Annotated in this window: 25 protein-coding genes and 1 pseudogene; 14 read left to right on the top strand and 12 right to left on the bottom strand. The window is 74.3% G+C overall.

What is annotated here, in order from left to right; translation table 11 throughout:
• Positions 1–39 precede the first annotated feature (39 nt).
• Positions 40–1,458 carry an FAD-dependent oxidoreductase gene (locus tag ACQPYN_RS00430; RefSeq protein ID WP_433031924.1) on the top strand — a complete coding sequence of 473 codons (1,419 nt, stop codon included), beginning with the start codon at positions 40–42 and terminating at the stop codon, positions 1,456–1,458.
• Here ACQPYN_RS00430 and ACQPYN_RS00425 read toward each other — a convergent pair.
• On the bottom strand, positions 1,424–2,884 hold the full coding sequence (locus ACQPYN_RS00425) for an alpha/beta hydrolase (RefSeq protein WP_433031921.1): 1,461 nt from the start codon (positions 2,882–2,884) through the stop codon (positions 1,424–1,426). The genes ACQPYN_RS00430 and ACQPYN_RS00425 overlap by 35 nt on opposite strands.
• Positions 2,885–2,904: 20 nt before the next feature.
• Positions 2,905–4,422 (bottom strand): glycosyltransferase family 39 protein, encoded by a 1,518-nt coding sequence (locus tag ACQPYN_RS00420; protein WP_433031918.1) that lies wholly within the window; start codon positions 4,420–4,422, stop codon positions 2,905–2,907.
• A gap of 104 nt (positions 4,423–4,526) precedes the next feature.
• Between ACQPYN_RS00420 and ACQPYN_RS00415 the strand changes: the two genes are divergently transcribed.
• The 3 genes from ACQPYN_RS00415 to ACQPYN_RS00405 all read left to right on the top strand — a co-directional run bounded on the left by ACQPYN_RS00415 (position 4,527) and on the right by ACQPYN_RS00405 (position 6,589).
• A complete protein-coding gene (locus ACQPYN_RS00415; RefSeq protein WP_433031915.1) occupies positions 4,527–5,276 on the top strand; it encodes a BglII/BstYI family type II restriction endonuclease in 750 nt (249 codons plus the stop codon).
• A 229-nt stretch (positions 5,277–5,505) separates the two neighbouring features.
• Positions 5,506–6,198, top strand: coding sequence for an MT-A70 family methyltransferase (locus ACQPYN_RS00410; protein WP_433031912.1), 693 nt, complete (start codon positions 5,506–5,508; stop codon positions 6,196–6,198).
• 151 nt (positions 6,199–6,349) lie between these two features.
• On the top strand, positions 6,350–6,589 hold the full coding sequence (locus ACQPYN_RS00405) for a helix-turn-helix domain-containing protein (RefSeq protein ID WP_433031909.1): 240 nt from the start codon (positions 6,350–6,352) through the stop codon (positions 6,587–6,589).
• On the opposite strand, the gene ACQPYN_RS00400 is transcribed toward ACQPYN_RS00405, so the two are convergent.
• Positions 6,586–7,149 (bottom strand): ester cyclase, encoded by a 564-nt coding sequence (locus ACQPYN_RS00400; RefSeq protein ID WP_433031906.1) that lies wholly within the window; start codon positions 7,147–7,149, stop codon positions 6,586–6,588. The genes ACQPYN_RS00405 and ACQPYN_RS00400 overlap by 4 nt on opposite strands.
• Positions 7,150–7,232: 83 nt before the next feature.
• Between ACQPYN_RS00400 and ACQPYN_RS00395 the strand changes: the two genes are divergently transcribed.
• Positions 7,233–7,850, top strand: coding sequence for a hypothetical protein (locus ACQPYN_RS00395; protein WP_433031903.1), 618 nt, complete (start codon positions 7,233–7,235; stop codon positions 7,848–7,850).
• A gap of 76 nt (positions 7,851–7,926) precedes the next feature.
• Here the strand turns inward: ACQPYN_RS00395 and map are convergent, their stop codons facing one another.
• Both map and ACQPYN_RS00385 read right to left on the bottom strand, forming a co-directional pair.
• The gene (map, locus tag ACQPYN_RS00390) at positions 7,927–8,712 is read right to left on the bottom strand and encodes a type I methionyl aminopeptidase (protein ID WP_433031900.1); all 786 of its coding nucleotides are present in this window, start codon (positions 8,710–8,712) and stop codon (positions 7,927–7,929) included.
• Between the two features lie 103 nt (positions 8,713–8,815).
• A complete protein-coding gene (locus ACQPYN_RS00385) occupies positions 8,816–10,297 on the bottom strand; it encodes a flavin-containing monooxygenase (protein ID WP_433031897.1) in 1,482 nt (493 codons plus the stop codon).
• Positions 10,298–10,343: 46 nt separating this feature from the next.
• On the opposite strand from ACQPYN_RS00385, the gene ACQPYN_RS00380 reads away from it, so the two are divergent.
• From ACQPYN_RS00380 to ACQPYN_RS00355, 6 genes are all read left to right on the top strand, one after another.
• A complete protein-coding gene (locus tag ACQPYN_RS00380) occupies positions 10,344–11,186 on the top strand; it encodes a helix-turn-helix domain-containing protein (RefSeq protein WP_433031894.1) in 843 nt (280 codons plus the stop codon).
• A 10-nt stretch (positions 11,187–11,196) separates the two neighbouring features.
• Positions 11,197–11,574, top strand: coding sequence for a VOC family protein (locus ACQPYN_RS00375; protein ID WP_433031891.1), 378 nt, complete (start codon positions 11,197–11,199; stop codon positions 11,572–11,574).
• A 47-nt stretch (positions 11,575–11,621) separates the two neighbouring features.
• Positions 11,622–12,029, top strand: a complete 408-nt coding sequence (locus tag ACQPYN_RS00370) for a thiol-disulfide oxidoreductase DCC family protein (protein ID WP_433031888.1) — start codon at positions 11,622–11,624, stop codon at positions 12,027–12,029.
• Between the two features lie 124 nt (positions 12,030–12,153).
• Positions 12,154–12,564 (top strand): VOC family protein, encoded by a 411-nt coding sequence (locus ACQPYN_RS00365; protein WP_433031885.1) that lies wholly within the window; start codon positions 12,154–12,156, stop codon positions 12,562–12,564.
• 55 nt (positions 12,565–12,619) lie between these two features.
• Complete coding sequence (locus ACQPYN_RS00360; protein WP_433031881.1) at positions 12,620–14,488, top strand: helix-turn-helix domain-containing protein; 1,869 nt, start codon at positions 12,620–12,622, stop codon at positions 14,486–14,488.
• A gap of 149 nt (positions 14,489–14,637) precedes the next feature.
• On the top strand, positions 14,638–15,681 hold the full coding sequence (locus tag ACQPYN_RS00355) for an alcohol dehydrogenase catalytic domain-containing protein (protein ID WP_328303707.1): 1,044 nt from the start codon (positions 14,638–14,640) through the stop codon (positions 15,679–15,681).
• Positions 15,682–15,762: 81 nt separating this feature from the next.
• Here the strand turns inward: ACQPYN_RS00355 and ACQPYN_RS00350 are convergent, their stop codons facing one another.
• Positions 15,763–16,341, bottom strand: a complete 579-nt coding sequence (locus ACQPYN_RS00350; RefSeq protein WP_433031877.1) for an amphi-Trp domain-containing protein — start codon at positions 16,339–16,341, stop codon at positions 15,763–15,765.
• A 150-nt stretch (positions 16,342–16,491) separates the two neighbouring features.
• Here ACQPYN_RS00350 and ACQPYN_RS00345 point away from each other — a divergent pair, with 150 nt between their 5' ends.
• Positions 16,492–16,749, top strand: coding sequence for a hypothetical protein (locus ACQPYN_RS00345; RefSeq protein ID WP_433031874.1), 258 nt, complete (start codon positions 16,492–16,494; stop codon positions 16,747–16,749).
• A gap of 162 nt (positions 16,750–16,911) precedes the next feature.
• Here the strand turns inward: ACQPYN_RS00345 and ACQPYN_RS00340 are convergent, their stop codons facing one another.
• The 4 genes and pseudogenes from ACQPYN_RS00340 to ACQPYN_RS00325 all read right to left on the bottom strand — a co-directional run bounded on the left by ACQPYN_RS00340 (position 16,912) and on the right by ACQPYN_RS00325 (position 20,203).
• Positions 16,912–17,787 (bottom strand): hypothetical protein, encoded by an 876-nt coding sequence (locus ACQPYN_RS00340; RefSeq protein ID WP_433031871.1) that lies wholly within the window; start codon positions 17,785–17,787, stop codon positions 16,912–16,914.
• Positions 17,784–18,971 carry a CaiB/BaiF CoA transferase family protein gene (locus ACQPYN_RS00335; RefSeq protein ID WP_433031868.1) on the bottom strand — a complete coding sequence of 396 codons (1,188 nt, stop codon included), beginning with the start codon at positions 18,969–18,971 and terminating at the stop codon, positions 17,784–17,786. The genes ACQPYN_RS00340 and ACQPYN_RS00335 overlap by 4 nt, the downstream gene beginning before the upstream one ends.
• 55 nt (positions 18,972–19,026) lie before the next feature.
• On the bottom strand, positions 19,027–19,782 hold the full coding sequence (locus tag ACQPYN_RS00330) for an enoyl-CoA hydratase-related protein (protein WP_433031865.1): 756 nt from the start codon (positions 19,780–19,782) through the stop codon (positions 19,027–19,029).
• A gap of 44 nt (positions 19,783–19,826) precedes the next feature.
• Positions 19,827–20,203 (bottom strand): annotated as a pseudogene (locus ACQPYN_RS00325) (VOC family protein).
• Positions 20,204–20,271: 68 nt separating this feature from the next.
• Here ACQPYN_RS00325 and ACQPYN_RS00320 point away from each other — a divergent pair.
• A complete protein-coding gene (locus tag ACQPYN_RS00320; RefSeq protein ID WP_433031863.1) occupies positions 20,272–20,760 on the top strand; it encodes an N-acetyltransferase family protein in 489 nt (162 codons plus the stop codon).
• A gap of 144 nt (positions 20,761–20,904) precedes the next feature.
• Positions 20,905–21,648, top strand: a complete 744-nt coding sequence (locus tag ACQPYN_RS00315) for a GAF and ANTAR domain-containing protein (protein WP_433031860.1) — start codon at positions 20,905–20,907, stop codon at positions 21,646–21,648.
• Positions 21,649–21,667: 19 nt separating this feature from the next.
• On the opposite strand, the gene ACQPYN_RS00310 is transcribed toward ACQPYN_RS00315, so the two are convergent.
• Positions 21,668–23,095, bottom strand: a complete 1,428-nt coding sequence (locus tag ACQPYN_RS00310; protein ID WP_433031857.1) for a DUF1254 domain-containing protein — start codon at positions 23,093–23,095, stop codon at positions 21,668–21,670.
• 103 nt (positions 23,096–23,198) lie between these two features.
• Positions 23,199–23,960 carry an SDR family NAD(P)-dependent oxidoreductase gene (locus ACQPYN_RS00305; RefSeq protein WP_433031854.1) on the bottom strand — a complete coding sequence of 254 codons (762 nt, stop codon included), beginning with the start codon at positions 23,958–23,960 and terminating at the stop codon, positions 23,199–23,201.
• Positions 23,961–23,971: the final 11 nt, after the last annotated feature.

The following is a 23,971-nucleotide window of genomic DNA, read 5'->3' as shown; positions in this document are numbered from 1 at the left end:
AGTTGAGACTCAGTTTCACTTCGGCGTAGCGTCGCTTCCATGGACGCTGACGTGATCGTGGTGGGAGCGGGACCGACCGGGCTGACCGCGGCCCTCGAGCTGGCGCGCCGGGGCGTGGCCGTCCGGGTCCTCGACGCCGCCCCCGCCCCGTTCCCCGGCTCGCGGGGCAAGGGGCTGCAGCCGCGCTCGCTCGAGCTGCTCGACGCCGCGGGCGTCACCGACCGGCTCGTCTCCCTCGGGCGCACGACGCTGCCGATCCGGCGCCACCGCCGCGACGGGACCGTCGACGACGTCGCGCGCGGCGAGCAGCCGGCGACGAGCGACACGCCCTGGCCGTCCACCCTGCTGATCCCGCAGTGGCGGGTGGAGCATGTGCTGCGCGAGCGGCTCGTCGAGCTCGGGGTCGGGGTCGAGCAGGGCGTGCGGGTCGAGGACCTGACCGCGACCGACGACGGCGCGAGCCTCGCCACGACCGTCGGCACCCTGCACGCGCGCTTCGTCGTCGGTGCCGACGGCGGCGGCAGCACGGTGCGGCGCCGGCTCGGCGTGCCGTTCCTCGGCGAGACGCGCGAGGAGGTGCGCATGCTGGTCGCCGACGTCGAGCTCGAGGGCCTCGACCGGGACCACTGGCACCAGTGGGGCGGGACGGACGGCGGGATGGCGGACGTCGTCGCCCTCTGCCCGCTGCCGGCGAGCACCAGCTGGCAGCTCCAGGCCGCCGCCCCGGCCGGCGCCGAACCGACCGACGCGGCCCTCCGGGCGATCGTCGACGGGCGCGGGCCCCGCGTGCGCCTGCGCTCCGTGGGCTGGCGCTCGACGTGGCGCCTCAACGTCCGGATGGTCGCCGACTACCGCGTCGGCGCGGTCTTCCTGGCCGGCGACGCCGCGCACGTGCACTCCCCGGCGGGCGCGCAGGGGATGAACACCGGGATCGGTGACGCGGTGAACCTCGCCTGGAAGCTCGCCGCCGTGCTGGGCGGCGCCGACCCGGCGCTGCTCGACACCTACGCCGCCGAGCGGCTCCCGATCGCCGCGGGCGTGCTGGGCCTGTCCGGGGAGCTGACCGGGCGGGGGCTGACCTCCCGCTCGGCCGCGGAGGTCCGCGACGCCTCGCAGCTCGACCTGTCCTACCGTGACGGTCCGCTCGGCTCGGACGTGCCGGGCCCCGGCCCGCGCCCCGGCGACCGGGCCCCGGACGCCCCACTCGGCGACAGCACGCTGTTCCTGCGTCGTCGGGAGTCCGACTGGACGGTGCTGACGACCGATCCCGGGGTCGAGGTCCCCGGCGCGACCGTGGTCCTGGCCGGGCACGAGGCGGCCGCGACCTACGCGATGTCGCCCGGGGAGCTCGTCGTCATCCGTCCCGACGGGTACGTCGGCACCCGCGGCACCGCCGCCGACGTCCGGGCCTGGCTCGGGCCGTTCACAGCCCGGCCGGGCACCGATCGGGCGGCGTGACCTGCGGGTCCAGCAGGTAGGCCGTGTACGCGTCGGCGGCGCAGCGGCTCGGCGCGTCCAGGGTGGTGTGGCCGATCGCGTCGACCACGAGGACGTGCGCCGCCGAGAGCTGGGACGCGGTGGCGCGGGCGTCGATCAGCGGCGTGGTCGGGTCGTAGCGCGAGTTGACCATCAGCGCCGGCGCGGCGAGGGGGGCGTTCCAGGGGCCCAGGTAGCGGTCGGGGTCGACGGCGGGCCAGTCGACGCACATCGCGTGGTTGAGCGCGGTCGACGCCCCGACGATCGGGTGCGCCGCCTGCTCGGCGACCACGGCGGCGTCCATGTCGGCCGCGGACGGGGTGACGGCGTCGGTGCACTGGATCGCGAGGTAGGACGGCGAGTGCTCGGGCGCCCAGGGCACCGCGGCGAGGGGGATCCGCCCGCCCGACGGGGGCGCTCCGGGTGCGAGGGCGGCGAGCGAGCGCATGAGCCCGGGCAGCCGGCCCTCGGTCTGCAGCGCCCGGTCGATGCGGGCGATCAGCTCGGCGTTGGTCGTGCCCGCGGCGGAGGCGGCCACGACGTCGGTCGCGCGGGCACGGGCGCCGGGACCGAGCGGACACCCCGGGCCCGCGGCGCACCGGTCGAGCGCGACCCCGAACGCCTCCTCCCAGGCCTCACTGACCCCGGCCCGCACGTCGACGGGTCGGCGCTCGGCGCCCAGCGCGCCGGCGGCGTTGGCGACGAGGTCGAGGCTGCCGTCGAGGACCATCGCGCGGGTGTGCGACGGGAAGAGGTTGGCGTAGGTCGCGGCGGAGTACGTGCCGTAGGAGTAGCCGTAGAGGCTCAGCTGCTCCTCGCCGAGCGCCTGGCGCAGCAGGTCGACGTCCCGCGAGGCGTTGGCGGTCGAGAGGTGCCGCAGGCGCTCGCCGGTGGCGGCGAGGCACGCCCGCCCCGGCTCCGCGGCCGAGGCCCAGAACTCCGGTGTCCGGGCGGGGCCCACGGGCACCGGCACCCGGTCGCCGCCGAACGAGCCGCAGTCGACGGGCGCGGACGCCCCCGTGCCCCGGGGATCGACGGCCAGGATGTCGAAGCGCGCCCGCAGCCCGTCGAACCGCTTCGACAGCCGGCGCAGGCTCGACACCGCCGGCGTCCCCGGCCCGCCGTAGTTCACGACGAGGGTGCCGATGCGCGCCGGGTCGGTGGCGGGCAGGCGGACGGCGGCCAGCGAGATCGTCTCGCCGCCCGGCTGCCGGTAGTCCAGGGGCACGGTGACGTCCGCGCACTGGAACGCGCCGCCGCAGCCGCGCCAGTCGAGCGTCGGGACCGGGGCGCCGTTCGTGCCCATCGGCGGCGTGCCCGGGGCGGCGGTGCCGCGGGACGGGGCGCCGCCGCACCCGCCCACCAGGACGGCGACGACCAGCACGACGACCGCCGCGGGAGACCTCACCCGCCCATCATGCGACGTGCCTACTGCATGTCCATGATCGACGGCCACAGCACCGACCAGGGCGCCCGGGGCGTGCAGAGCGCGAGCGGCACCACCCCGTTGACCACCCCGTTGGCCGCGGGGTCGACGTGCGTGGGCAGCGGCGTGATCGTGCGGCAGAAGCTCGCGGCGCCGCGCACCTCGCCCACGAGGATCGCGGCGGTCGCGGTGTCCGGCGGCGGGCCGAAGAACCCGTAGCCGCGGTGCCCGCTGTAGACCTCGGGCAGGCCGGCGGCGGGCCCGTACCGGTCGAGCGCGGACGCGAACCAGTACGAGAAGGCGAGCACGGTGGTGCGCGGCCGCTCCCCGGGCGGCAGGGACCGGTACGCCACGGCGGTGTCGTCGGTGAGGCTCTGCCAGCCGACCTGGCCCGCCGTGAGGAAGTCGCCCCGTTCGACGCGGTACGACGCCGGCCCGATCGGGAGGGAGAGGACGGCGACGACCAGCCCGGAGGCGATCACGGCGGGCACCGAGACCGACCAGGACCACCAGCGCGCGGGCCTCCGGCCCTGCAGCGCGACGGCCCCGGCGGCGAGGAGGACCGCGGCCAGCCCCATGACGTAGTAGGGCCGCCCCCCGACGGCGATCATGGCCGCGGTGGTCACGACGGCCCCGATCCCGATCGCGCGCCAGGGCCGCAGCGCGTCGGAGCGCAGCAGCGCCCACAGCCCGAGGCCGGCGAGGACCACGCCGGGCACGAGCCCGACGTCCCAGGCGGCGAAGGGCAGGAAGCACCAGCGGTTGCCGGTCAGGCCGCCCTCGCCGGCCACCACCGCGCCCATCCGCAACTGCGGCCAGCCGTGCGCGGACTGCCAGAGCAGCGTCGGCACGGTGGACGCGGCGGCCAGCGCCAGCGAGGCCCAGAGCATCGGACGCCCGAGCAGCCGGCGCGGACCGGCCACGAGGACGCCGACCGCCAGGCCCGCGACGAGGAACGGCACGAGGAACTTGTCGAACAGGGCCAGCGCGAGCACCGGGCCTGCGGCGAGCAGGAGCAGGTCGTTGCCGGTCCGGACCCAGCGCACGACCAGCCAGAGCAGCAGGGTCCACAGGACCGGGTCGAGCGTCGAGGTCGCCAGCAGGTGGCCGGTGGCGAGGAAGAACGGCGAGATCGCGACCGCCGCGCCGGCCAGGAGCTGCGCCCGGCGCCGGCCGCCCATCTCCCGGGCGAGCAGGGCGGCGAGCACGACGTGCCCGGCGCTCGCCAACGTGGCGGGCAGGCGCAGGACGACGAGGTTGCCCGGTGCGAGATGGTCCAGCGCGGCGGCGAGCCAGGGCACCAGCGGCGGCTGGTCGGCGTACCCCCAGGCCACGTGCCGGCCGGCGGCGAGGAAGTAGAGCTCGTCGCCGAAGGTGCCGTACCAGGCCGAGGAGATCCCGTGCACCAGCGCGAGCGCGCCCGCGAGCAGGAGCACCGGGCGCCACGCGACCCGGACCACCGCCGGGGTCTCGTCGCCGGCGGCGGGCGCGACGACCGGCTGCGGGGCGGTGGTCGTCACGGCGCCCACGCTCCCTGCGCGCGGTCGTGACCCATTCGAGGGACCCTAGGCGACACGCTCCCGCGGGCCGGACGCGGCCGCCCGTGGTGCCAGAATGTCGGGCGATGGAGCTCACCGGCAGCTGGACCACCGCGCTGCCGGCCGCCGTCGCCGAGCGCTACGAGCTGCGCGAGACGCGCAACGCCGCCGCCGTCCTCGCGGCCACGTGCCCGGACGAGGTCACCGAGCTCTGCGCGGTGCTCACGGGCTTCACGCTCACGACCGCCGACCTCGTCGAGGCGGGGGGCAACGAGTCGCGGCTGGCCGCACGCCTCAACACCGCGTTCCGCGAGCGCGGCTGGCGCGAGGGCCGCGTCGACACCGTCGTCACGTCCCGTCTGCAGGTGCAGCCGTGGCACCCGGCCGGCGAGCACGGCGTGACGGTGCGCGAGAGCGAGGTGTTCAACGAGGGCTACAAGGTCGACAACGTCAAGGGCCGCGTCGCGCTCGACGTGGAGTGGAACGCCAAGGACGGCAACCTCGACCGCGACATCGGGGCCTACCGCGCGCTCTACGACGCCGGCCTCATCGACGGCGCGGTGCTGCTGACCCGCACCCACGACGACCTGCGCGAGCTCGCGCGGGAGCTGGCCCGTGCGGCCGGGCGCAGCGACGACGAGGTGCGCAGCCGGCTCTCGACGTCGACCACCACCCACCTGGGCAAGCTCGAGTCGCGCATGACCCGGGGTGACGCCGGCGGCTGTCCCCTGCTGGCGGTGGCGATCTCCCGCCGCTGCTGGGACCCGGCGCCCGGCGAGCCGGCCCGCACCCAGGCCCCGGCGCCGCTGATGCTCACCGACGAGTACGTGCCGTGAGCCCCCGCAACGACCACCGCCGCGCTCGCTCCTGCGTCGCGCCCGCGTCGCCGTCGGCGGAGGGGGCCGTGAGCCCCCGCAACGACCACCGCCGCGCTCGCTCCTGCGTCGCGCCCGCGTCGCCGTCGGCGGAGGGGCCGTGAGCCCCGCGAACAGCGACGACACGGCGCTGTCGGGGGCCGCCGCTAACGTCCCGCCCGCCCCGAACCCGGCGAGGAGGTCCGAGACGATGACCGCGGCGGTGGACGTCGAACCGAGCGACGAGAACCCCACGGCGACGCGCGCCCGGCGCGCGGAGCCCCTGCGTGTGGACGCCGCTCCGCTGGAGAGCGCGGCGCTGCCCCGCACGGCGAGCGGATTCTCCTGCGTGTACGCCGACCCCCCGTGGCGGTTCACCAACCGCACCGGCAAGGTCGCGCCCGAGCACCGGCGCCTCGACCGCTACGACACCATGAGCGCCGCGGACATCGCCTCGCTCCCCGTGTCCGACGTGGTCTCGGCCAACGCCCACCTCTACCTGTGGGTGCCCAACGCGCTGCTGCCCGAGGGTCTCGCGGTGATGCAGGGCTGGGGCTTCCGCTACGTCAGCAACCTGGTCTGGGCCAAGCGACGCAAGGACGGCGGGCCCGACGGCCGCGGCGTCGGGTTCTACTTCCGCAACGTCACCGAGCTGATCCTCTTCGGGGTGCGCGGGTCGATGCGCACGCTCGATCCGGGCCGCCGGCAGGTCAACATGATCGAGACGCGCAAGCGGGAGCACTCCCGCAAGCCCGAGGAGGCCTACGACCTCATCGAGGCGTGCTCGCCGGGCCCGTACCTCGAGATGTTCGCCCGCTACGCCCGTCCCGGGTGGTCGAGCTGGGGTGCCGAGTCGGCCGAGGAGGTCGCTCCCCGCGGGCGCCAGTACCCCGCTTACAGGTAGTACAGGCTCGGACGGTTTCAGGCACCGTCGGTCACCGAGATCCGCCATCGGGCGTACCTTGATCTCGTTCGCAGTACGCGTCCGACCGCTTGACTCAGCAGTAATCCCCGATAGTGGCGACGTTCGGCCACTCGCTGTGATACTCCCCCGTATGGCGAAGACACCGGAGCTGGCGCGCAACCAGCGGGTGACGGGGACGGAGCGCACGAAGCTCGGGAACGAGCTGCTCAAGCGGTATCAGAAGGGTGCCAGCATCCGGGAGATCTGCTCGGAGACCGGCTACAGCATCGGCCGGGTCCGACGCCTGCTCGTCGACGCCGGCGTGGAGTTCCGCGGCCGCGGCGGGACGCAGGGCCGCAGCCGCCGGGAGACGAGCACCAAGAGCGCCTAACCGCGCTTGGACCCCCGGCGTCGCGCCATCAGGTTGAAGCCGCGCTTCGCGGCGGCGTCGAGACGCGAGCCGTCGGCGGGCAGCAGGCCGATCTGGCGGGCGAACTGCATCTGGTCGAAGACCACGAAGTTGCTCGCGATGACCCCGTCGGCGAACGTGAAGTGGTCCATCCCGTCGAGGTCGACGTGCGAGCCCGTGGCCGCGATGCCCTCCCACTCGTCGCCGCTGTGGTGCCCGGTGAGCTGCCAGCGCATGAACACCTCGTCCCCGTGCTCCACCAGGCCCTGGATCGTCAGCGTCAGGTCGGGGACCGCGGCGAACACCTCGTTCCACCACGCCTCGAGCTCGTCGACGCCGCGCACGGTGCGCGGGGGGAAGCGGACGCGGACCCCGTCCGCCCACACCTGACGCATGGCCGCGGCGTCGCGGGCGTTGATCATGTCCACGGTCCAGCGCACGATCGCGCCCGGCGAGCCGCCGGCGGGCGGCGTCGCCCGGGGCGGGTCGGGCGCCGGACGACGGGTGGTCGACGGCACAGCAGACGAATCGGACTCGCTCACGACGCGGGAGCGTAGACCGCGATCCGGTGGGGCACCTCCTGGTCCGGACTCACCCGCACCACCATCACAGAGGACGACCACCAATGACTTCGCAGATCGCCGCGCAGTGGGTGTCGGCGGTCGGCAGTGCCGGCTCGCTGCTCGGCTTCGCCGCCTATGTCTGGATCATGCTCTTGAACCGGAAGGACCAGGTCGAGGTCCGGCAGGAGCAGCAGGCGCAGGGCGTCACCGCCTGGCTCGACGAGGGTGCCCGGCACGACCGCGACGAGGACTACGTCCTCGTCGTGCACAACGGGGGTGACTCCCCGGTCTTCCAGGTGCGCTGCCTGTTCAGCCTGCCGTCCAGCGACGAGCAGCACAGCATCTCGATGGCGCTCCTGCCCCCGGCCAGCGACGAGATCCACTCACTGCCCTTCGGCGCCACCGAGGTGGACCGCGACGAGCTGTACTCCGCGCCGGCCGTGCCGGAGATGCGGTTCACCGACTCCCACGGGAGCCACTGGGGCCGGGACAGCAACGGGATGCTCCACCGGCTCGACCGCCGGAACGTGCGCCGCAAGCCGTCCTCGGACGGCGGCGAGGACGCGGCCCGCGACGACTCCGAGTGGGAGGAGGCGCACCGCGAGCGGGCGGACGCCCCGCGCGAGGGCGCGTCGCAGGGCGACTCGCCCCAGGACGACCGGGCGGCCAGCCAGTCCTAGGCGTGCCTTCCGGGCTCGTGAGCAGTTCGGAGTGCTCCAGCACTCCGAACTGCTCACCTGCCGCCGGAGGCGCACCTCAGGCCAGGGTCAGGACCCGCGGGCCGTCGTCGGTGATCGCGACGGTGTGCTCCACGTGCGCCGCCCGGCTGCCGTCGGCGGTCCGCAGGGTCCACCCGTCGGCGTCGTGGACGTAGTCGTCCCCGCCACCGGCGTGCAGCATCGGCTCGATCGCGATGACCAGGCCCGCGCGCAGCCGCATGCCCCGCCCGGCGCGGCCCTCGTTCGGCACGTGCGGCGCCTCGTGCATGGCGCGCCCGATGCCGTGGCCACCGTGGTCGGCGAGCATCCCGAAGCCGGCCCCGCGGGCCACCGCGCCGATCGCGGCGCCCAGGTCGCCGAGCTTCCCGCCCGGCACCGCGGCGTCGATGCCGGCCAGCAGGGCCCGCTCGGTGGTGGCGATGAGCGCGAGGTCGGCCGGGTCCGGGTCGGCGCCCACCACCAGGCTGATGGCGGCGTCGCCGCACCAGCCGTCGAGGAACGCGCCGCAGTCGACGCTGAGCAGGTCGCCCTCGGCCAGCCGGTGGGCACCGGGGATGGCGTGGACGACCGCGTCGTTGACGCTCGCGCAGATGACGCCCGGGAACGGGCTGGGCGCGAAGTGCGGGTGGTAGTCGAGGAACGCGGGCACCGCGCCCGCGTCCGTCATGACGTCGTGCGCCACACCGTCGAGCTCCTTGAGCGACGTGCCGACCGTGGCGGCGGCCCGCACCGCGTCGAGGCAGCGGGCGACGACGCGCCCCGCCTCGCGCATCGCGTCGACCTCACCGGAGGTCTTGAGCTCGATCTCGGAACGCCGCAACATCCTTCCGACCCTAGACACCGGCCGGATCCGGGCCCGTAATCACAGGCGTGTAGTTCGTCCCCAGTGTGGACAGACCCTGTGGACAAGTGGTCCGTCGCGCCGGCTACCGAGGGATGAAGTCGTACTCCGCCGGGTCGATGCGGGCGACGGCCCGCACGTACTGCTCCATGTAGTTCGGCCAGTTGGCGACGATGCGGCCCGACTCGTCGCGGTACCAGGAGTCGCACTGCGTCCACGCCGTGCCCTCGAACTGGGCCTGGAGCCGCCGGTCGAACGCCTGCTCGACGTCGCGGCGCACCTCCAGGGCCGCGGCCCGGCGGCGCGCGGTCTCCTCGAGCGCCTGGCGCACGTACGCGACCTGCGCCTCGAGGAAGACGATGATCGAGCCGCCCGAGGTGTTGGTGTTCGGGCCGTAGAGCACGAACAGCGACGGGAAGCCCGGCACGGTCATCCCCAGGTGGGCGTGGGCGCCGTCGCTCCACTCCTCCTGCAGCGTCCGCCCCTCCCGGCCGACGACGTCCATCGGGAACATGAACTCGGTCGTCTTGAAGCCGGTGCCCCAGATCAGCACGTCGGCCGGGTGGTGACGCCCGTCGTCGGTGCGCACGCCGTCGGGCTCGATCGCCGTGACCCGGTCGGTGACGAGCTCGACGTTGTCGCGCTCGAGCGTCGGCAGGTAGTGCGAGCTGAACAGGATCCGCTTGCACCCGAAGGTGTAGTCCGGCCACGCCTTGCGCCGCACCTCGGGGTCGCGCAGCTGCCGGCGCATGAACAGCGTCGAGTACAGCTTCCCGAGCCGCCCGACCGTGGAGGGGTGGCGGATCATCACCGTCAGCGACTCGAGGTAGCCCTTGAGGAAGAACCGGCGCGCGCGCATCACGCCCGGCACGCGCCGGAAGAACTCCCGCAGCGCCGGCGGGTAGTAGCGGTTCTTGCGCGGGAAGAACCAGTTGCCGCTGCGCTGGAACACCGTCATCTTCCCGACCTCGGGCGCGATGGCCGGCACGAACTGCACCGCGCTCGCCCCGGTGCCGACCACCGCGACGCGCTTGCCGTGCAGGTCGACGTCGTGGTCCCAGCGGGCCGAGTGCATCGTCGGGCCCGCGAAGTCGTCGGCGCCGGGGATCGGCGGGATCGCCGGGGTGTTCAGCTGGCCCGTGGCCAGCACGACGGCGTCGGCCTGCCAGCTGCGCCCGTCCTGCGCCTCGACGGTCCACGTCATCGTCGACTCGTCGAGCCGGACCGTGGAGACCAGCACCGACGGCTCGAACACCTCGTCGAGCCCGTACTCCTTCGCCACGCCCTGGAGGTACTCGAGGATCTCCGGCTGCGGCGAGCACAGCCGCGACCAGTCGCTGCGCTGGGCGAACGAGAACGAGTACAGGTGGCTCGGGACATCGCACGCCGCGCCCGGGTAGCTGTTGTAGAACCAGGTGCCGCCGATCTCCGGCGCGCTGTCGAGGATCACGACATCGGTGATGCCGTGGCTGCGGAGCTCGATCGCCGCGGCGATGCCGCCGAAGCCCGCACCGACCACCACGACCCGTGTCCGCGTCCCCTGCTGACTCCCGTTGCGTCCCGTCACGGGCCGGACGGTATCCGTTCCGCCCCGCTTTTGGCAGGCTGCCAACATGACCTCACCCGCGGGGCGACCGCACCCGTCGCTCGCGGGCGTGGTGCGTCGCTACGAGGGCTACGACGAACTCGCGACGGCTCCGCTGCGGCGGCGCGAGGCACCGCACGGTGCCTGCACGCTGATCCTGTCCTGGGCCGACCCCCTGGAGACGTCCGGCCCCGGCGGGAGCAGCCGGCAGGCCGCGTTCCTCGCCGGCATGCACGACGGGGCCGTGCTCACCGCGTTCGCCGGCCACCAGCAGGGCATCCAGGTCGACCTCGCCCCGCTCGGTGTCCTGCGCCTGCTCGACCGGCCCCTCTCGCTGCTGACCAACCGGATCACCGCACTCGACGACCTCGAGGTACCCGCCCTCGCCGAGCTGCCCGGACGCCTCGCCGAGACCCCGAGCTGGACGGACCGCCACGCCCTCGTGGACGCGACGCTGCGGACACTCCTCGACCGGTCGCACACGCGGCCCGACCCCGAGATCATCCACGCCTGGGGGCGCCTGAGCGCGGCCCGCGGCCGGGTGGCGGTCGCGACCCTCGCCGACGAGACCGGCTGGAGCCGCCGGCACCTGCTGACCCGCTTCCGCGACCAGGTCGGGCTCGCGCCGACCACCGCCGGGCGCGTGCTGCGGTTCCGGGAGGCGGCGCGGCTGCTGGTCCCCGGGGCGTCGGAACGGTACGAGCCGTCGTCGGCGACCATCTCCGAGGTCGCCGCCGCGTGCGGGTTCGCCGACCACTCCCACCTCGTGCGCGAGTTCCGCGATCTGGCCGGCGTGACCCCCACCCGGTACGTGCAGGAGTGGCGCAGCGGGTTCCCGGACGTCCAAGACGTGGCGGGGGCGGCGACCTAGCGTCGTCGTCATGAGCGTCTTCCCGACCCTGCGCTACCAGGACCCCGATGCGGCGATCACGCTGCTCCGCGACGCGTTCGGCTTCACCGTCGCCGCCGCCCACCGGGACGGATCCGGCACCGTGCAGCACGCCGAGCTCGTCCACGACGGCGGCGCCGTGCTGCTCGGGCCCCGCCGCGAGGGCGATCAGTTCGCCACCGGGCGGGCCGTCACGTACGTCGTCGTCGACGACCCGGACGCCCACCACGCCCGCGCGGTCGCGGCGGGGGCGACGGTGGTCATGGATCTCGTCGACCAGGACTACGGCTCCCGGGAGTACGCGGCCGTCGACGACGAGGGCAACGTCTGGTCGTTCGGCACCTACCGGCCCGGCACCCCGGCATCCTGAGCGCGCGGGCGCCCTCGTCGTCGTCCTGCTCGCGGGATGATGAGGGCATGAGCCACCCCGATGCCGCGGCCGGCCGCCTCGTGTTCGACGGGCAGTGCGGTTTCTGCACCCGCTGCGTCGGCTGGCTGCGGGCGATCGACCGCCACGGCCGGGTCGACGTGCAGCCCTTCCAGGCACCGGGCGTGCCCGCGTCGGTCGGCGCCACCGTCGAGCAGTGCCAGGACGCGGTGCAGTGGCGCGGCCCCGACGGGGTGCGCCGCAGCGGTGCCGAGGCGGTCAACGCCGTGCTGTCCACCGTGATCGGCACGGGCGCGCCGTCGGCCCTGTACCGGGCGACGTCCGGCGTGCAGGAACGCGCCTACCGCTGGGTGGCCGAGCACCGCGGGCGCTTCCCCGGGATGGCGCCGCACTGCCAGACCCACCCGGCGAAGTGCGCCAGCACTGGTCCTGAGTAAGGACTCTCCAGTACGGTCTCGGGATCAGGTGGAGACCCGCACGCCCGTCAGGCGGTTCCACCCGACCTCGGGCGGCGCTACCTTGGCCCGCTCGTCCTGGTCCCTCGAGCCCCTGGAGAACGTCGTGGGCGTCCGACTCAACCCGTACCTGCACTTCGACGGCAACGCCGCGGAGGTCGTCGCGTTCTACACCGACGCCCTGGGCGGCACGTCCAACGTCATGACGTTCGGATCGATGGGCATGGAGGGCCCGGACGCCGACAAGATCATGCACGGCCAGATCGAGACCGACAGCGGCATCACGCTGATGGTGTCGGACTTCCCGCCCGGCGTGACCCGGGAGTCGGGCAACGACGTCACCATCTCGCTCTCCGGTGACGACGACGCGACCCTGCGCGGCTACTGGGACAAGCTCTCGGCCGGCGGGAAGGTCGAGACCCCGCTGGAGAAGCAGATGTGGGGCGACACCTTCGGCGCCTGCGTCGACCGCTACGGCGTGAGCTGGCTGGTCGACATCGCGGCCCCGACGAGCTGATCCTGGCCGGCTGAGCCCTGTCCCCCGGACCTCCCGGAGACCTACGGTCGCTCTCGTGACCGGGGCGCGCGAGGTGGAGGCGGCGCGCTGGCGGTTCCTGCGCGGCGGGGCGTCCGCGGTCGGCGACGGCGCGGTCCGCGCGGTGGTGCTGGCCTCCTGGGAACGCTCGCGGGCCCACGCCGTCGACACCGAGCGCCTCGGCGCGTCCTTCGTCGGCCACGGCGGACCACCGGCGACACCGCTCGAGGACGCCGGCGAGGTGCTCGACGAGGCGCACGCCGACAACCCGGAGTTCGCCGGGTCGCTGCTGCTCGTCGACGCCGACGGCCTCGTCCGCGTCCGGCGCGACGGCGACCCCGCGCTCTCGGACCTGCTCGACGCCGTGCGCCTGGTGCCCGGCTACCGCCACGCCGAGGCGGCGGTGGGCACGACGGCGGCGACCCTCGCGCTGCACGAGGGGACGGCGCTGGCCGTCGAGGGTCCCGAGCACTTCCACCCGCAGCTCAGCTCCCTGGCCGCCGCGGCCGCGCCCGTCGGACAGGGCCGGCCCGACCTCGCGCTGGTCGTCGTCCGCCACGCCGCCGACGGCGCCGCCGACCACCTGCCCTGGGCGCGGGCGCTCGCGCGGCGGGTCGACGACCAGGGCACCCGCCGGCGGCGGGCCCGGGTGCTCGCGCTGCACGACGCCCTCGACGCGGCGGGGGCGGACGGCGCGCCCTGGGCCGTGGCCACCGACGGCGACGTCGTGCTCGTCAGCAGCGGCGTGCGGCGGGTGGCGCCCGAGGACCAGCAGTCCCTCAGCGACCGCGCGCTCGCCGCGCTGGTGATCGACGAGCCGCCGCGGCCCCACCACGTCGACCTCCCGTCGGGGACCTGCGCCGAGGTGGCGGTGCACGAGATCCGGGCCGACGGCGTGCCCGTCGGCTGCGTGCTCACCGGCGGACCGGCCGAGCACGACGAGGCCCCGGCCACCACCGAGGCGCGCCGGCGGCAGGGCTCGCACGTGGCGCCGACCGCCCGCCGCGACTTCGCCGCGCCCCTGCGCGACGACCGCTCCCCCGCGGAGCGCGCGCACGCCGAGGCCCGGGTCCGCGCCAACCGCGAGCTGCTCAGCCCCTACCTGCGGGCGCGCCAGGAGGTCGTCGCCAACCTGGGCCACCGGCGCCACCAGGTGCTCCTCGGCGAGACCGGCGTCGGCAAGCGCACGCTGGCCCTCGAGCAGTTCCACCGGCTGCACCCGGACGGCGCGGTCACGGTCGTCGAGTGCGCCAAGATCGGCGACACCCCGGCCGCGACGGATCCCCTCGCCGGGCTCGCGCAGACGTCACCGTCCCGTCCCCACCTCGCGCTGCTGCGCGGCGTGCAGGCGCTCGGGCCGGTCGCCGCCCGCCGGCTCGACGAGTCGTTGCGCGTGCTGGTCGCCCGCGCCGATCCCGTGGTGGTCGTCGGGTGCCTCGACACCGCGTCGGTCGACGCCACCCGCCCGTACGGCCTGCTGCTGCGCCACTTCCACGAGACCGTGCGGGTGCCTGCCCTGCGCTACCGGGCCGACGAGCTCGGCGACATCGCGCAGTCGGTGCTGCGGACGATGACCACCGGGCGCTCGCTGCGCCTGTCCCACCAGGTGGTGCGCGTGCTCGAGGGCTACCCCTGGCCGGGCAACATCAACGAGCTCGAGGACGTGCTGCGCTACGTCGTCGCCCGCAAGCCCGTCGGCGTCGTCCAGGCGCCGGACCTGCCGTCCCTGTGCTTCACGAGCCGCGCCCCGAAGCTGTCGATGCTCGAGACCGCCCAGTGCGACGCGATCATCCAGGCCCTCTACGAGGCTCGTGGCAACCGGTACCGGGCGGCGGCGATGCTCGGGATCGCGCGCTCCTCGCTCTACCGCAAGATCGACGCGTTCGGGATCAGCTACATCGCCTGACGCCCGCACTGTCCCGGTTCCCGGTCAGTGATCCACACCGGACGCCCGCCCGTGACGCGGATGGTCCCGGAATGGGACAGGCGCCTGTGTCCTGCGCCACTAGCGTCGGTCGACGGACGACGCGGCAAGCCAACGAAGGCGGCACACACATGAAGGCACTGGTCTACCACGGTCCGGGCAACAAGGCCTGGGAGGACGTCCCCGACGCACGGGTGGAGGAACCCACCGACGTCGTGGTCAAGGTCGAGACCACCACCATCTGCGGGACGGACCTGCACATCCTGCAGGGCGACGTCGCCGCGGTCACCGACGGACGCATCCTCGGCCACGAGGCCGTCGGCACCATCACCGAGGTCGGCGACGCCGTCCGCGGGTTCTCGGTCGGCGACCGTGTCCTCGTCCCCGCCATCACGAAGTGCGGGCGCTGTGAGTACTGCCAGCGGGGGATGCCCTCGCACTGCCAGACCGTCGGCGGCATCGGCTGGATCTTCGGCCACCTCATCGACGGCACCCAGGCCGAGCTCGTCCGCGTGCCCTACGCCGACACCTCGCTCTACGCGGTGCCGTCCGGGGTGAGCGACGAGCAGGCGATCTTCCTCGCCGACTCGCTGCCCACCGGGTACGAGGTCGGCGTCCTCGCCGGCGGCGTGCGTCCCGGCAACACCGTCGCGGTGGTCGGCGCCGGCGCGGTCGGCCTGTCCGCCGTCCTGACCACCGGGCTGTGGGGCGCCTCGAAGGTCATCGCGATCGACTCGAACAAGTTCCGGCTGGAGAAGGCCCTCGAGTTCGGCGCGACGGACATCGTCGAGGTCGGCCCGGGGACGGTCGGCGACGTCATCGGCCTCACCGACGGGCTCGGGGTCGACGTCGCGATCGAGGCCGTCGGCTATCCCGAGACGCTGCTGACCGCGGCGTCCCTGGTCCGGCCCGGCGGCACCATCGCCAACGTCGGCGTCCACGGCACGCCCGTCGAGCTGCCCATGCAGGACATGTGGATCTCGAACGTCACGCTGACCATGGGTCTGGTCGACACCGTCTCCATCCCGACCCTGCTGAAGATGGTCGCCTCCGGACGGATCCCGGCGGAGAAGATGGGCACGCACCGCTTCACGTTCGACCAGTTCGACGAGGCCTACGACGTGTTCGCGAACGCGGCGGCCAACCTCGCGCTCAAGGTCGTCATCACGCCCTGAGCGGGTCCGCCCGCGACGGCGCCGTCACGCGTCCCCTCCGCGTGACGGCGCCGTCGTTCGTGACGGGACGGGTCAGCCGGATCAGCGCTCGCCCTCGGCGGGCGCCTTGGCCGGGGTCTTCGCGGAGGCCTTGGCCGGCGCCTTCGCCGGCGCCTTCCCGGCGGCCTTCGCGGGTGCCTTCGTCGCAGCCCGGGTCGCCGACCGGGTCGTGGACGCGGCGTCGTTCGTGGCCGACGTGGCGGTGTCCGTGGCCGACGTGGCGGTGTCCGAGGCCGACGTGGCGGTGTCGGTGGCCGCGTCCACGGGGCCTTCCGGCGACGCCGTCACCGAGGCGCTCGCGGCGGGGGTGGACACGGACGCGGAGGCTGCGGGCTCCTCCTCGGTGTCCTCGTCCTCCTCGTCGTCCTCGTCCTCGTCCTGCGGCGCCGGCCGGGCGCCCCGGCGCCACGACAGCTCGATCTCGAGCTCCACCTCGTCGCCGTCGATCTCGACCTCGATCTCGAGGTCCATCTCGTCCGCGACCGGCAGGGTGAGCACCGGGCCGGACAGCGAGAGCTCGGCGGTTCCCCCCTCGCGGATGGCGTCGGCGAGGTCCGCCAGCCAGTCGGCCACCTCCTCGCGCGACAGCGTCACCTCGTGCTCGACCTTGACGTCCGACATGCGCCGTCCCTTCGTCGGGGCGCCGGTCGGTCCCGGGCGCCGTCTCCGTGTCCAGCCTCCCGGATCGGCGCCGCGGTGACATCCACCGGCTGAACCCCTCCTCGAGCGGGCACCCCGGGGACAGGACGGCCGACGACCTGGGGAGGGCGCATGGCCGAGGACACCGCAGACGACCGGGACGACGACGCGACGCCACCCCCCGACGACGCCGACACCGACGTCGAGGCCGCGCTCGGAGCGGCCGTGGACGACGCCCTCGCCGACGAGGTCCGGCGCCAGAAGGGGCGGTTCGTGCAGGGGCTCATGAACCTCGACCGCGTCGAGGGCGTGGGTCGCGACGACGGCCGGCGCAACGACAGCACCTACCGCGACCTCGATCCGGACCGCCGGGACGACCCGGAGGTCTGACGCCGGGGATCAGCTCCAGCCGCGGGCGACCGCGAGGAGGCTGAGGCCGCGCCCCTCGCGACGGAGGGCGAGCCAGGTCCGCAGCGTCCGCATGGGTGCGGAGGGTGCCGGGGAGCCCGGTCGCTGTCCATCGAACAGGTGTGCGACCGACCGTCCGGCCGCCTACCCCCGCACCGTGCCGGTGACCGACGGCGACGTTCCGGGCACGCCCGCCTCGAGGGCGAGGCCGTCGTCCGACTGGTCGGCCGCGGGCGCGGCCACCACCTGCTGACCGGCGAAGGCGGGACGGCTCAGGCGGAAGTCGAACCGGCGCACCGGCTCCGTCGGGCGGTGCCGTCGCGGCACCTCGAGCAGATGCAGCGCGAGCAGCGGCCCGTGCACCACGAGGCCGGGGTAGCCCTCGACCTGGGTGACGTACGGCAGGTCGTAGTGGATCCGGTGGGTGTTGTAGGTCAGCGCCGAGAACCGGAACAGCATCGTCTCGCTCGGCGTGAGCGTCACCGCCTCCGGTCCGGGCACGGGAGCGGCCTCGTCGGGGGCGTCGAGGGTGAGGCCGCGGGCCTCGCCGGGCGGCTGGGAGCGGTACACGACGTCCTGCTCCTCGGTGACGATCGTGGTGCCCGCGCGCACGAACTCGTGCCGGATGGTCACCAGCACCATCTGCCCGCTGCGGCCGGACTTGACGTCGCAGCGCCGGAGCGACGAACGGCGCTCGAGGGTCTCGTCGACCCGCATCGGCGCGTCGATCTCCAGCCGGCCGCCGGCGATCATGCGCCGCCGGTGCGGCAGCGGGGGCATGAAGTGGCCCTGCGCCGGATGGCCGTCGTCCCCGAGCTGGTCCTGACGGGGGTGGTCGAGGAACCCGAACCAGTGCCACAGCGGCGGCAGGTCGTCCCCGCTGCCCGCGACGGAGGGCAGGTCGAACAGGCCGGACACCGCGCCGACGGTCCAGGCGTCGGTGGCGCCCGTGGTGACCAGCGGCTCCGGGGACCACCCGCGGACGAGCTCGGCGAGGTCGGGCGGGGTCGGGGCGCTCATCGGTGATCGGCCTCCCGGGCGTCGGTCGTGCGCAGCCACGCGCGCACCTCGTCGTCGTGCTCGCCCACGGCCGGGACACGGGCGGGCGGCGACGGCCACCCCGCCGTGACCGGGGGCCGGAGCATCTCGATGTCGCCCTGCGGGGTCCCGACGGTCATCCACCGGTTGCGGGCCTGCAGCTGGGGGTGCCGGGCGAACTCCTCGAGGCTGCGCCGGCGGACGTGGGCGATGCCGGCGGCGTCGAGGCGGCGTTCCGCCTCGGTCACGTCGAGACCCGCGAGGACGCCCTCGATCGCCTCGTCGAGCTCGGCGCGGTGCGCGGCGCGGGCCGCGTTGCCGCGGAACCGCGGGTCCTCGACCAGGCCCGGGCGCTCCAGGACGTCGGTGCACAGGGCGGCCCACTCGCGCTCGTTCTGCACCCCGATGGTGATCACGTGTCCCGAGGCCGTGGCGACGGGGCCGTAGGGCGCGATCGTCGCGTGCGCGGCGCCGGCCCGGCGGGGGGCCGTGCCGCCGTAGCGGGCGTAGAGCTCCGGGTAGCCCATCCACTCGCCGAGCGCCTCGAGCATCGACACCTCGAGCGCCCGTCCGCGGCCGGTCCGCTCGCGCTCGTAGAGGGCGGTGAGGATGCCGGTGTAGGCGTACATGCCGGCCGCGATGTCGGCGATGGAGATGCCGGCCTTCGCCGGCTCGTCCGGGGTCCCGGTGATCGAGACGAGCCCGGCGTCGCACTGGATGAGCAGGTCGTAGGCCTTGCTGTCGGAGTACGGGCCGCCGGCCCCGTAGCCGGAGACGTCGCACGCGACCAGCCGCGGGTGCCCGGCGGCGAGGGTGTGCGCGTCGATCCCGAGACGCCGCGCCGCGGCGGGCGCCAGGTTCTGGACCACGACGTCGGCGCGCGCGATGAGCTCGCCCAGCGTGCGGCGTCCCTCGTCGGCCTTGACGTCGAGGGTGATCGAACGCTTGCCCCGGTTCAGCCAGACGAAATGGCTCGACTGCCCACGCACGGTGGCGTCGTAGCCGCGGGCGAAGTCGCCGTCGCCGGTGCGCTCGACCTTGATGACGTCCGCGCCCAGGTCGGCGAGCTGACGGGTCGCGAACGGCGCCGCGACGGCCTGTTCCACCGCCACGACGACGATCCCCGCGAGGGGACCGTGCGCCTCCGCGTGCCCCTGCGGGCTCATCGTGCTCCTCTCTCGGCCGCACCCCGGTCGGTCGGGGCGAGGCAGGCCTCGTGACTCAGGGCGTCGGGTCGCTCCACACCGGTGGGCGCTTCTCGGCGAAGGCCGCCAGGCCCTCGCGCTTGTCGGGGCCCTCGGCGATCCGCACCTCGGCCCGCCGGGTCGCCGCCCAGCCCTGGTCCTCGGCGTCGGCCCACTGCTCCTCGAGCGCCGCCAACGTCGCCGAGACCGCGGTCGGCGAGGCCACGCAGATCTCCTCCGCGAGCTCGAGGGCCACCTCGACCGCCGCACCGGGCTCGGCGAGCCGGTTCACGAAGCCGACCTCGTGGGCCCGTCGCGCGTCCAGCCGGGCGCCGGTCAGCAGCAGCTCGCGGGCGACGTTGAGCGGCAGGCACCGCATGGCGCGAGCGAGCGCCCCGGAGTTCGCGACGAGGCCCCGCCGGGTCTCGGGCAGGCCGAAGGACGCCGTCGCAGAAGCGACGACGAGGTCGCAGGCCATGGCGATCTCGAAGCCGCCGCCGAGCGCGAGCCCCTCGACGGCCGCGACCACCGGCTTGGTGTGGCGGCGGCGGATGATGCCGTAGGGCCCACCCCGGGGCGTCGGCTCGCCGGGGCCGGCGACGATGTCGGTGCCGGCACAGAACACCTCCGACGTACCGGTGAGGACCGCGACCCACAGCCCGGGGTCGTCCTGGAACCCGTTGAGGGCGGCGTCGATGCCCTCCGCGGTCGGCCCGTCGATCGCGTTGCGCTTCTCGGGCCGTTCGATCCGGACGACGAGGACGCGGCCGTGCCGGTCGGTGCTGACGGTCATCGAGAGCCTCCCTCGTCGAACGGGGCCGGACGGGGCCGGACGGTTCAGTACCTGCTGATCTCGACCAGATTCTGGTCCGGGTCGCGGACGTAGACACTGCGGATCGGTCCGAGGGCCCCGGTGCGGTCCACCGGGCCCTCCTCGATCGGCACGCCCTGCGCGGCGAGGCGCTCGATCACCGATTCCAGCGTGTCGTCGGTGACGAGGCACAGGTCGGCGCTGCCGGGGGTCGGGTGGAGGGCCTTGGGCTCGAACTCCTGGCCCGCCCGGTGCAGGTTAATCTTGTTGCGACCGAAGGCGAGTGCCCGGCGCCCGCCGCCGAGGTGACCGGCTCCATCCCGAGGGCGTCGACGTAGAAAGCGATCGTCGCGTCGATGTCGGCGACGGTGAGCACGACGTGGTCGAAGCCCTGCAGCGGCATGGACGTCCTCCCTCGCGCCGGAGGAGCGCGGGCCGCCCGTCCGTCGACGCGGGTAGTGTCCCCCGCCCGTGGGAGTCCGCGGGATCGCCCCGACCGACGTCGGGACCGTCACCGAGCTGGTCCACGAGCTGGCCCGCTACGAGAAGGCCGCCGACCAGTGCCACCTCACCCCCGAGCAGCTCTCCGCGGCGCTGTTCGGCGAGCACCCCCACCTGTTCGGCCACGTCGCCGAGCAGGACGGCGCGGTGGTCGGGTGCGCGCTCTGGTTCCTCAACTACTCGACGTGGGACGGCGTCCACGGCATCTACCTCGAGGACCTGTTCGTGCGCGCCGACCACCGCGGCTCCGGCCTCGGCAGAGCGCTGCTCGTCGAGCTCGCCGCCGAGTGCGAGCGGCAGGGCTACTCGCGGCTGCAGTGGTGGGTGCTCGACTGGAACACCCCGGCCATCGAGTTCTACCGGTCGCTCGGCGCCGAGGCGATGGACGAGTGGGTCGTCTACCGCGTCTCGGGTGACCCGCTGCGCACGCTGGCCGGCCCGACCTCGCGGGAGCGATGAGCCGGACCCCGCTGTGCCGTCCTCGTGCACCTATCCGCGCTACCGTCGGCCCACGGCGTCGGGACCCGACGGGCGCTGCCCGGCGCACCGGCACGCTCCACGTGTCGGCGCGCGTCCCCGCCGCGACGCTCGAGGTGGGACCCCATGAACTCCTCCCGACACGACGATCTCGTCACCGCCCTGCGCCAGGCCGCCCGTGGTCTGGCGAGGAGGCGCAGCATCCGCGACCTGGAGGAGACCCTCGGGCAGATCGTCACCTCGGCGGTGGCCACGATCCCGGGGGTGGACGCGGGCAGCATCTCCCTCACCCACCACGGGCGCATCGAGACCCGCCACCCCACGACGGAGGCGATCGGCAAGCTCGACCGCACGCAGAGCGAGCTGAACGAAGGGCCCTGCATCTCGGCGATCGAGGACCCGCCCGAGGACGGGCTCGTGATCGCGCGCGACCTCGCCGGCGACGACGCCCAGCGGTGGCCGCGGTTCGCCCCGCAGGCGGTGGAGGCCGGCTATCGGGCGCTGATGTCGACCCAGCTCTCCGCCAACGGGGGCCCGCGGGCCGCCCTGAACCTGTACTCGGCCACCGCGGACGCGTTCGACGAGGACGCCCGCACCCTGGCGGGGCTGTTCGGCATCCAGGCCGCGATGCTGCTCTACGGCGCCGATACGGCCGCGAACCTGCAGCGGGCCGTGGACAGCCGCGACCAGATCGGGCAGGCCAAGGGCATCCTGATGGAACGCTTCTCCCTCGACGACGAGGCCGCGTTCCAGATGCTGGTCAAGTCCTCCCAGGAGACCAACATGAAGCTCACCGACGTCGCACGCTGGCTCACCAGCGAGACCGGGAAGCGCTCGGCCGGGCTCGGCACCGACCGCGAGAGCCGCTGATCCCTCGCCCGCCTCTCTCTCAGGTGACCAGCTCGATCTCGCCGGGTCGCCAGGTCTTGTCGAACCAGGACTCGAGCGGGCCGTAGAGCCGCAGGATGGTGAACCAGGACTTGCCGGGCACGGTCTGGACCCAGTGGGACTCCCGTCCGGCCGGCGCGCTCGGCCCGAAGAAGAGGTCGACGCTGCCGTCGTCGTTCGCCTGCACGGCGGGGTCGAGGCTCACCACCGAGGGGTGGGGGTCGTCGACCTCGAGCAGGGACCGGGTCTGGGTGTCGTAGAGGTCGACCGCCCAGAAGTTCTTCGCCGGGATGCCGGCGGGCAGGTGGAGGCGGTAGTCCCGGGCGCCGTCGAGCCAGGCGCCGGTGGCGTCCTTGGCGGTGTAGGCGTAGGCCGATCCGGTGCCGACGTGCTCGGCGGCCATGGCCGGGGTGACGACCGTGGCGAAGTAGTGGAACTGGGCGCGGGCGTCGAGCAGTCGCGCGTGCTGCCGCAGGAACTCGTGGCTGCCGCCGACGAAGCCGTGGAGCCACTGGCTGTCGGGGTCGATGTACGCCTCCGGATCGCGGGGCGAGTACGTGATCGCCCGGGCGGCGGCCGCGGCGAGCGGGGCGGCCCGGGCGAGGATGCGCCGCATCCGCTCGTCGGGGGCGAAGGGCTGCCCGTGCACGATGCCGAGGGCGGCGCACTGGCCGGCGCGTTCGGGGTCCAGCGCGGCCGCCGGTTCCTCCTGGACGAGGGCGTTGATCTCGTCGTAGAACGTGTGGTCGTTGGCGTGGATGGTGTTGAAGTGCCGGTCACCGATCTCGAGGTAGGACGTCGCGGGCGGGTCGTCGGCCTTCGCCAGCGGGTAGACGCGGGTCCTGGTGATGTCGTCCACGCCGCCGAGGGCGCGCACGATCAGCCAGTTCGTGAAGGTCGGGGTCCGCAGGACGGTGTAGCCGTCGGGTGCCGGGCCGTCGTGGTCCGGCGGCAGCAGCACGTACTTCCCGCCGGCGCCCCGATCGGGTCCGGCGAGGCCGAGGTCGCCGACGTAGCGGAACCAGAAGTCGTCGATGACGCACAGGGTGTTCGGCGGGTTCTCCACGACGAGGGGGCCGTCGCGGAGGTCGAGGAACATCGCGCCGTAGGGCGTCGCGGTGTTGGCGGTCAGGAAGAACGCGCCGGAGTTGGCGCGGGGCGTGATGACGCCCAGGGTCGCGTTGCCGTCGAGGCCGACGCTGCGGAAACCGTGGCGCATGGCGACCAGGGAGGCGCCGGGCAGGGTGTTGAGGTAGACCTCGATCGCCCGGTTCAGGTCGAGCATGTCGTAGATCGCCGGGACCGACTCGGCGCTGGGCACCCCGTCGAAGAACGTCAGCTCCCCGAACGGGGATGCGACGTGGTCGGGCAGGGCGATCGCCCGCCGCGCCGCGTCCATGTCCTCGTCAGCGCTCACCGTGGTCGTCATGACGGCGACTGTGCCGCCCGCCGCGGGGCGGCGACGTCATACGCAAAGGATGACGTCCGGGAGCCCGGCGCCCCCGGGCGCCGGGCTCCCGTCGTGGCCGGACTCAGTGGATGTGCGAGCCGCCGTTGACGTCGTACGTGGCGCCGGTGATGTAGCCGGTCTCCTCCCGGCACAGGTAGGTGATGAGGTCGGCGACGTCGTCGACGCGCCCGTTGCGCCCGACGGGGATGCCGGCGAGCAGCGCGGTCTTGCGCTCGCCCTCGAGCGCGCCGCCGGTGATGTCGGTGTCGATGAGCCCGGGCGCGACGCTGTTGACCGTCACCCCGGCCGGGCCGAGCTCGCGGGCCAGGGCGCGGGCGAAGCCGAGCTGCCCGGCCTTGGCCGCGGAGTAGGCCACGCCCCCGAAGACGCCGCCGCCGCGCTCGGCCGAGACCGACGAGAGGAAGACGATGCGCCCGAAGCCGCGCTCGGCCATGCCGGGCGCGACGCGGCGGGTGACGTTGTAGGCGCCGCGGATGTTCACGGCGAACACGCGCTCCCACTCGGCGGCGGTGACCTCGAGGAACGGCACCGGCGAGGTGATGCCGGCGTTGTTCACCACGGCGCCGACCGGGGGCAGGGCCCCGGTGACGGTGGCCAGCGCGATGTCGACCGAGGCGTCGTCGGTGACGTCGCAGGCCGCGCCGAGGGCGGCGACGCCGTGCGCGGCGGCCACCGAGTCGGCGGTCTCCTTGGCGCCGGCCTCGTCGAGGTCGAGCACCGCGATGTTCCAGCCGGCGGCGGCGAGGGCGTGGGCGGTGGCGCGGCCGATGCCGCGGCGGGAACCGGCGCCGGTGACGACGGCGGTCATGTCGGACGTGGACACAGGGGTCTCCT

The organism is Actinomycetospora sp. CA-053990 (genome assembly GCF_050948445.1).
GTDB classification, from domain to species: Bacteria; Actinomycetota; Actinomycetes; order Mycobacteriales; family Pseudonocardiaceae; genus Actinomycetospora; species Actinomycetospora callitridis.
Note: the sequence above shows the minus strand (reverse complement) of the source record. Positions and strands in the feature narration are given on the sequence as shown.

What these genes read in the sequence shown, in the direction of transcription:
- ACQPYN_RS00430 (WP_433031924.1), top strand. Translation starts at nt 40, where the DNA reads ATGGACGCTGACGTGATCGTGGTGGGAGCGGGACCGACCGGGCTGACC.
- ACQPYN_RS00415 (WP_433031915.1), top strand. Translation starts at nt 4,527, where the DNA reads ATGGAGCTCACCGGCAGCTGGACCACCGCGCTGCCGGCCGCCGTCGCC.
- ACQPYN_RS00410 (WP_433031912.1), top strand. Translation starts at nt 5,506, where the DNA reads ATGACCGCGGCGGTGGACGTCGAACCGAGCGACGAGAACCCCACGGCG.
- ACQPYN_RS00405 (WP_433031909.1), top strand. Translation starts at nt 6,350, where the DNA reads ATGGCGAAGACACCGGAGCTGGCGCGCAACCAGCGGGTGACGGGGACG.
- ACQPYN_RS00395 (WP_433031903.1), top strand. Translation starts at nt 7,233, where the DNA reads ATGACTTCGCAGATCGCCGCGCAGTGGGTGTCGGCGGTCGGCAGTGCC.
- map (WP_433031900.1), bottom strand. Translation starts at nt 8,712, where the DNA reads ATGTTGCGGCGTTCCGAGATCGAGCTCAAGACCTCCGGTGAGGTCGAC.
- ACQPYN_RS00380 (WP_433031894.1), top strand. Translation starts at nt 10,344, where the DNA reads ATGACCTCACCCGCGGGGCGACCGCACCCGTCGCTCGCGGGCGTGGTG.
- ACQPYN_RS00375 (WP_433031891.1), top strand. Translation starts at nt 11,197, where the DNA reads ATGAGCGTCTTCCCGACCCTGCGCTACCAGGACCCCGATGCGGCGATC.
- ACQPYN_RS00370 (WP_433031888.1), top strand. Translation starts at nt 11,622, where the DNA reads ATGAGCCACCCCGATGCCGCGGCCGGCCGCCTCGTGTTCGACGGGCAG.
- ACQPYN_RS00355 (WP_328303707.1), top strand. Translation starts at nt 14,638, where the DNA reads ATGAAGGCACTGGTCTACCACGGTCCGGGCAACAAGGCCTGGGAGGAC.
- ACQPYN_RS00350 (WP_433031877.1), bottom strand. Translation starts at nt 16,341, where the DNA reads ATGTCGGACGTCAAGGTCGAGCACGAGGTGACGCTGTCGCGCGAGGAG.
- ACQPYN_RS00345 (WP_433031874.1), top strand. Translation starts at nt 16,492, where the DNA reads ATGGCCGAGGACACCGCAGACGACCGGGACGACGACGCGACGCCACCC.
- ACQPYN_RS00340 (WP_433031871.1), bottom strand. Translation starts at nt 17,787, where the DNA reads ATGAGCGCCCCGACCCCGCCCGACCTCGCCGAGCTCGTCCGCGGGTGG.
- ACQPYN_RS00335 (WP_433031868.1), bottom strand. Translation starts at nt 18,971, where the DNA reads ATGAGCCCGCAGGGGCACGCGGAGGCGCACGGTCCCCTCGCGGGGATC.
- ACQPYN_RS00330 (WP_433031865.1), bottom strand. Translation starts at nt 19,782, where the DNA reads ATGACCGTCAGCACCGACCGGCACGGCCGCGTCCTCGTCGTCCGGATC.
- ACQPYN_RS00315 (WP_433031860.1), top strand. Translation starts at nt 20,905, where the DNA reads ATGAACTCCTCCCGACACGACGATCTCGTCACCGCCCTGCGCCAGGCC.
- ACQPYN_RS00310 (WP_433031857.1), bottom strand. Translation starts at nt 23,095, where the DNA reads ATGACGACCACGGTGAGCGCTGACGAGGACATGGACGCGGCGCGGCGG.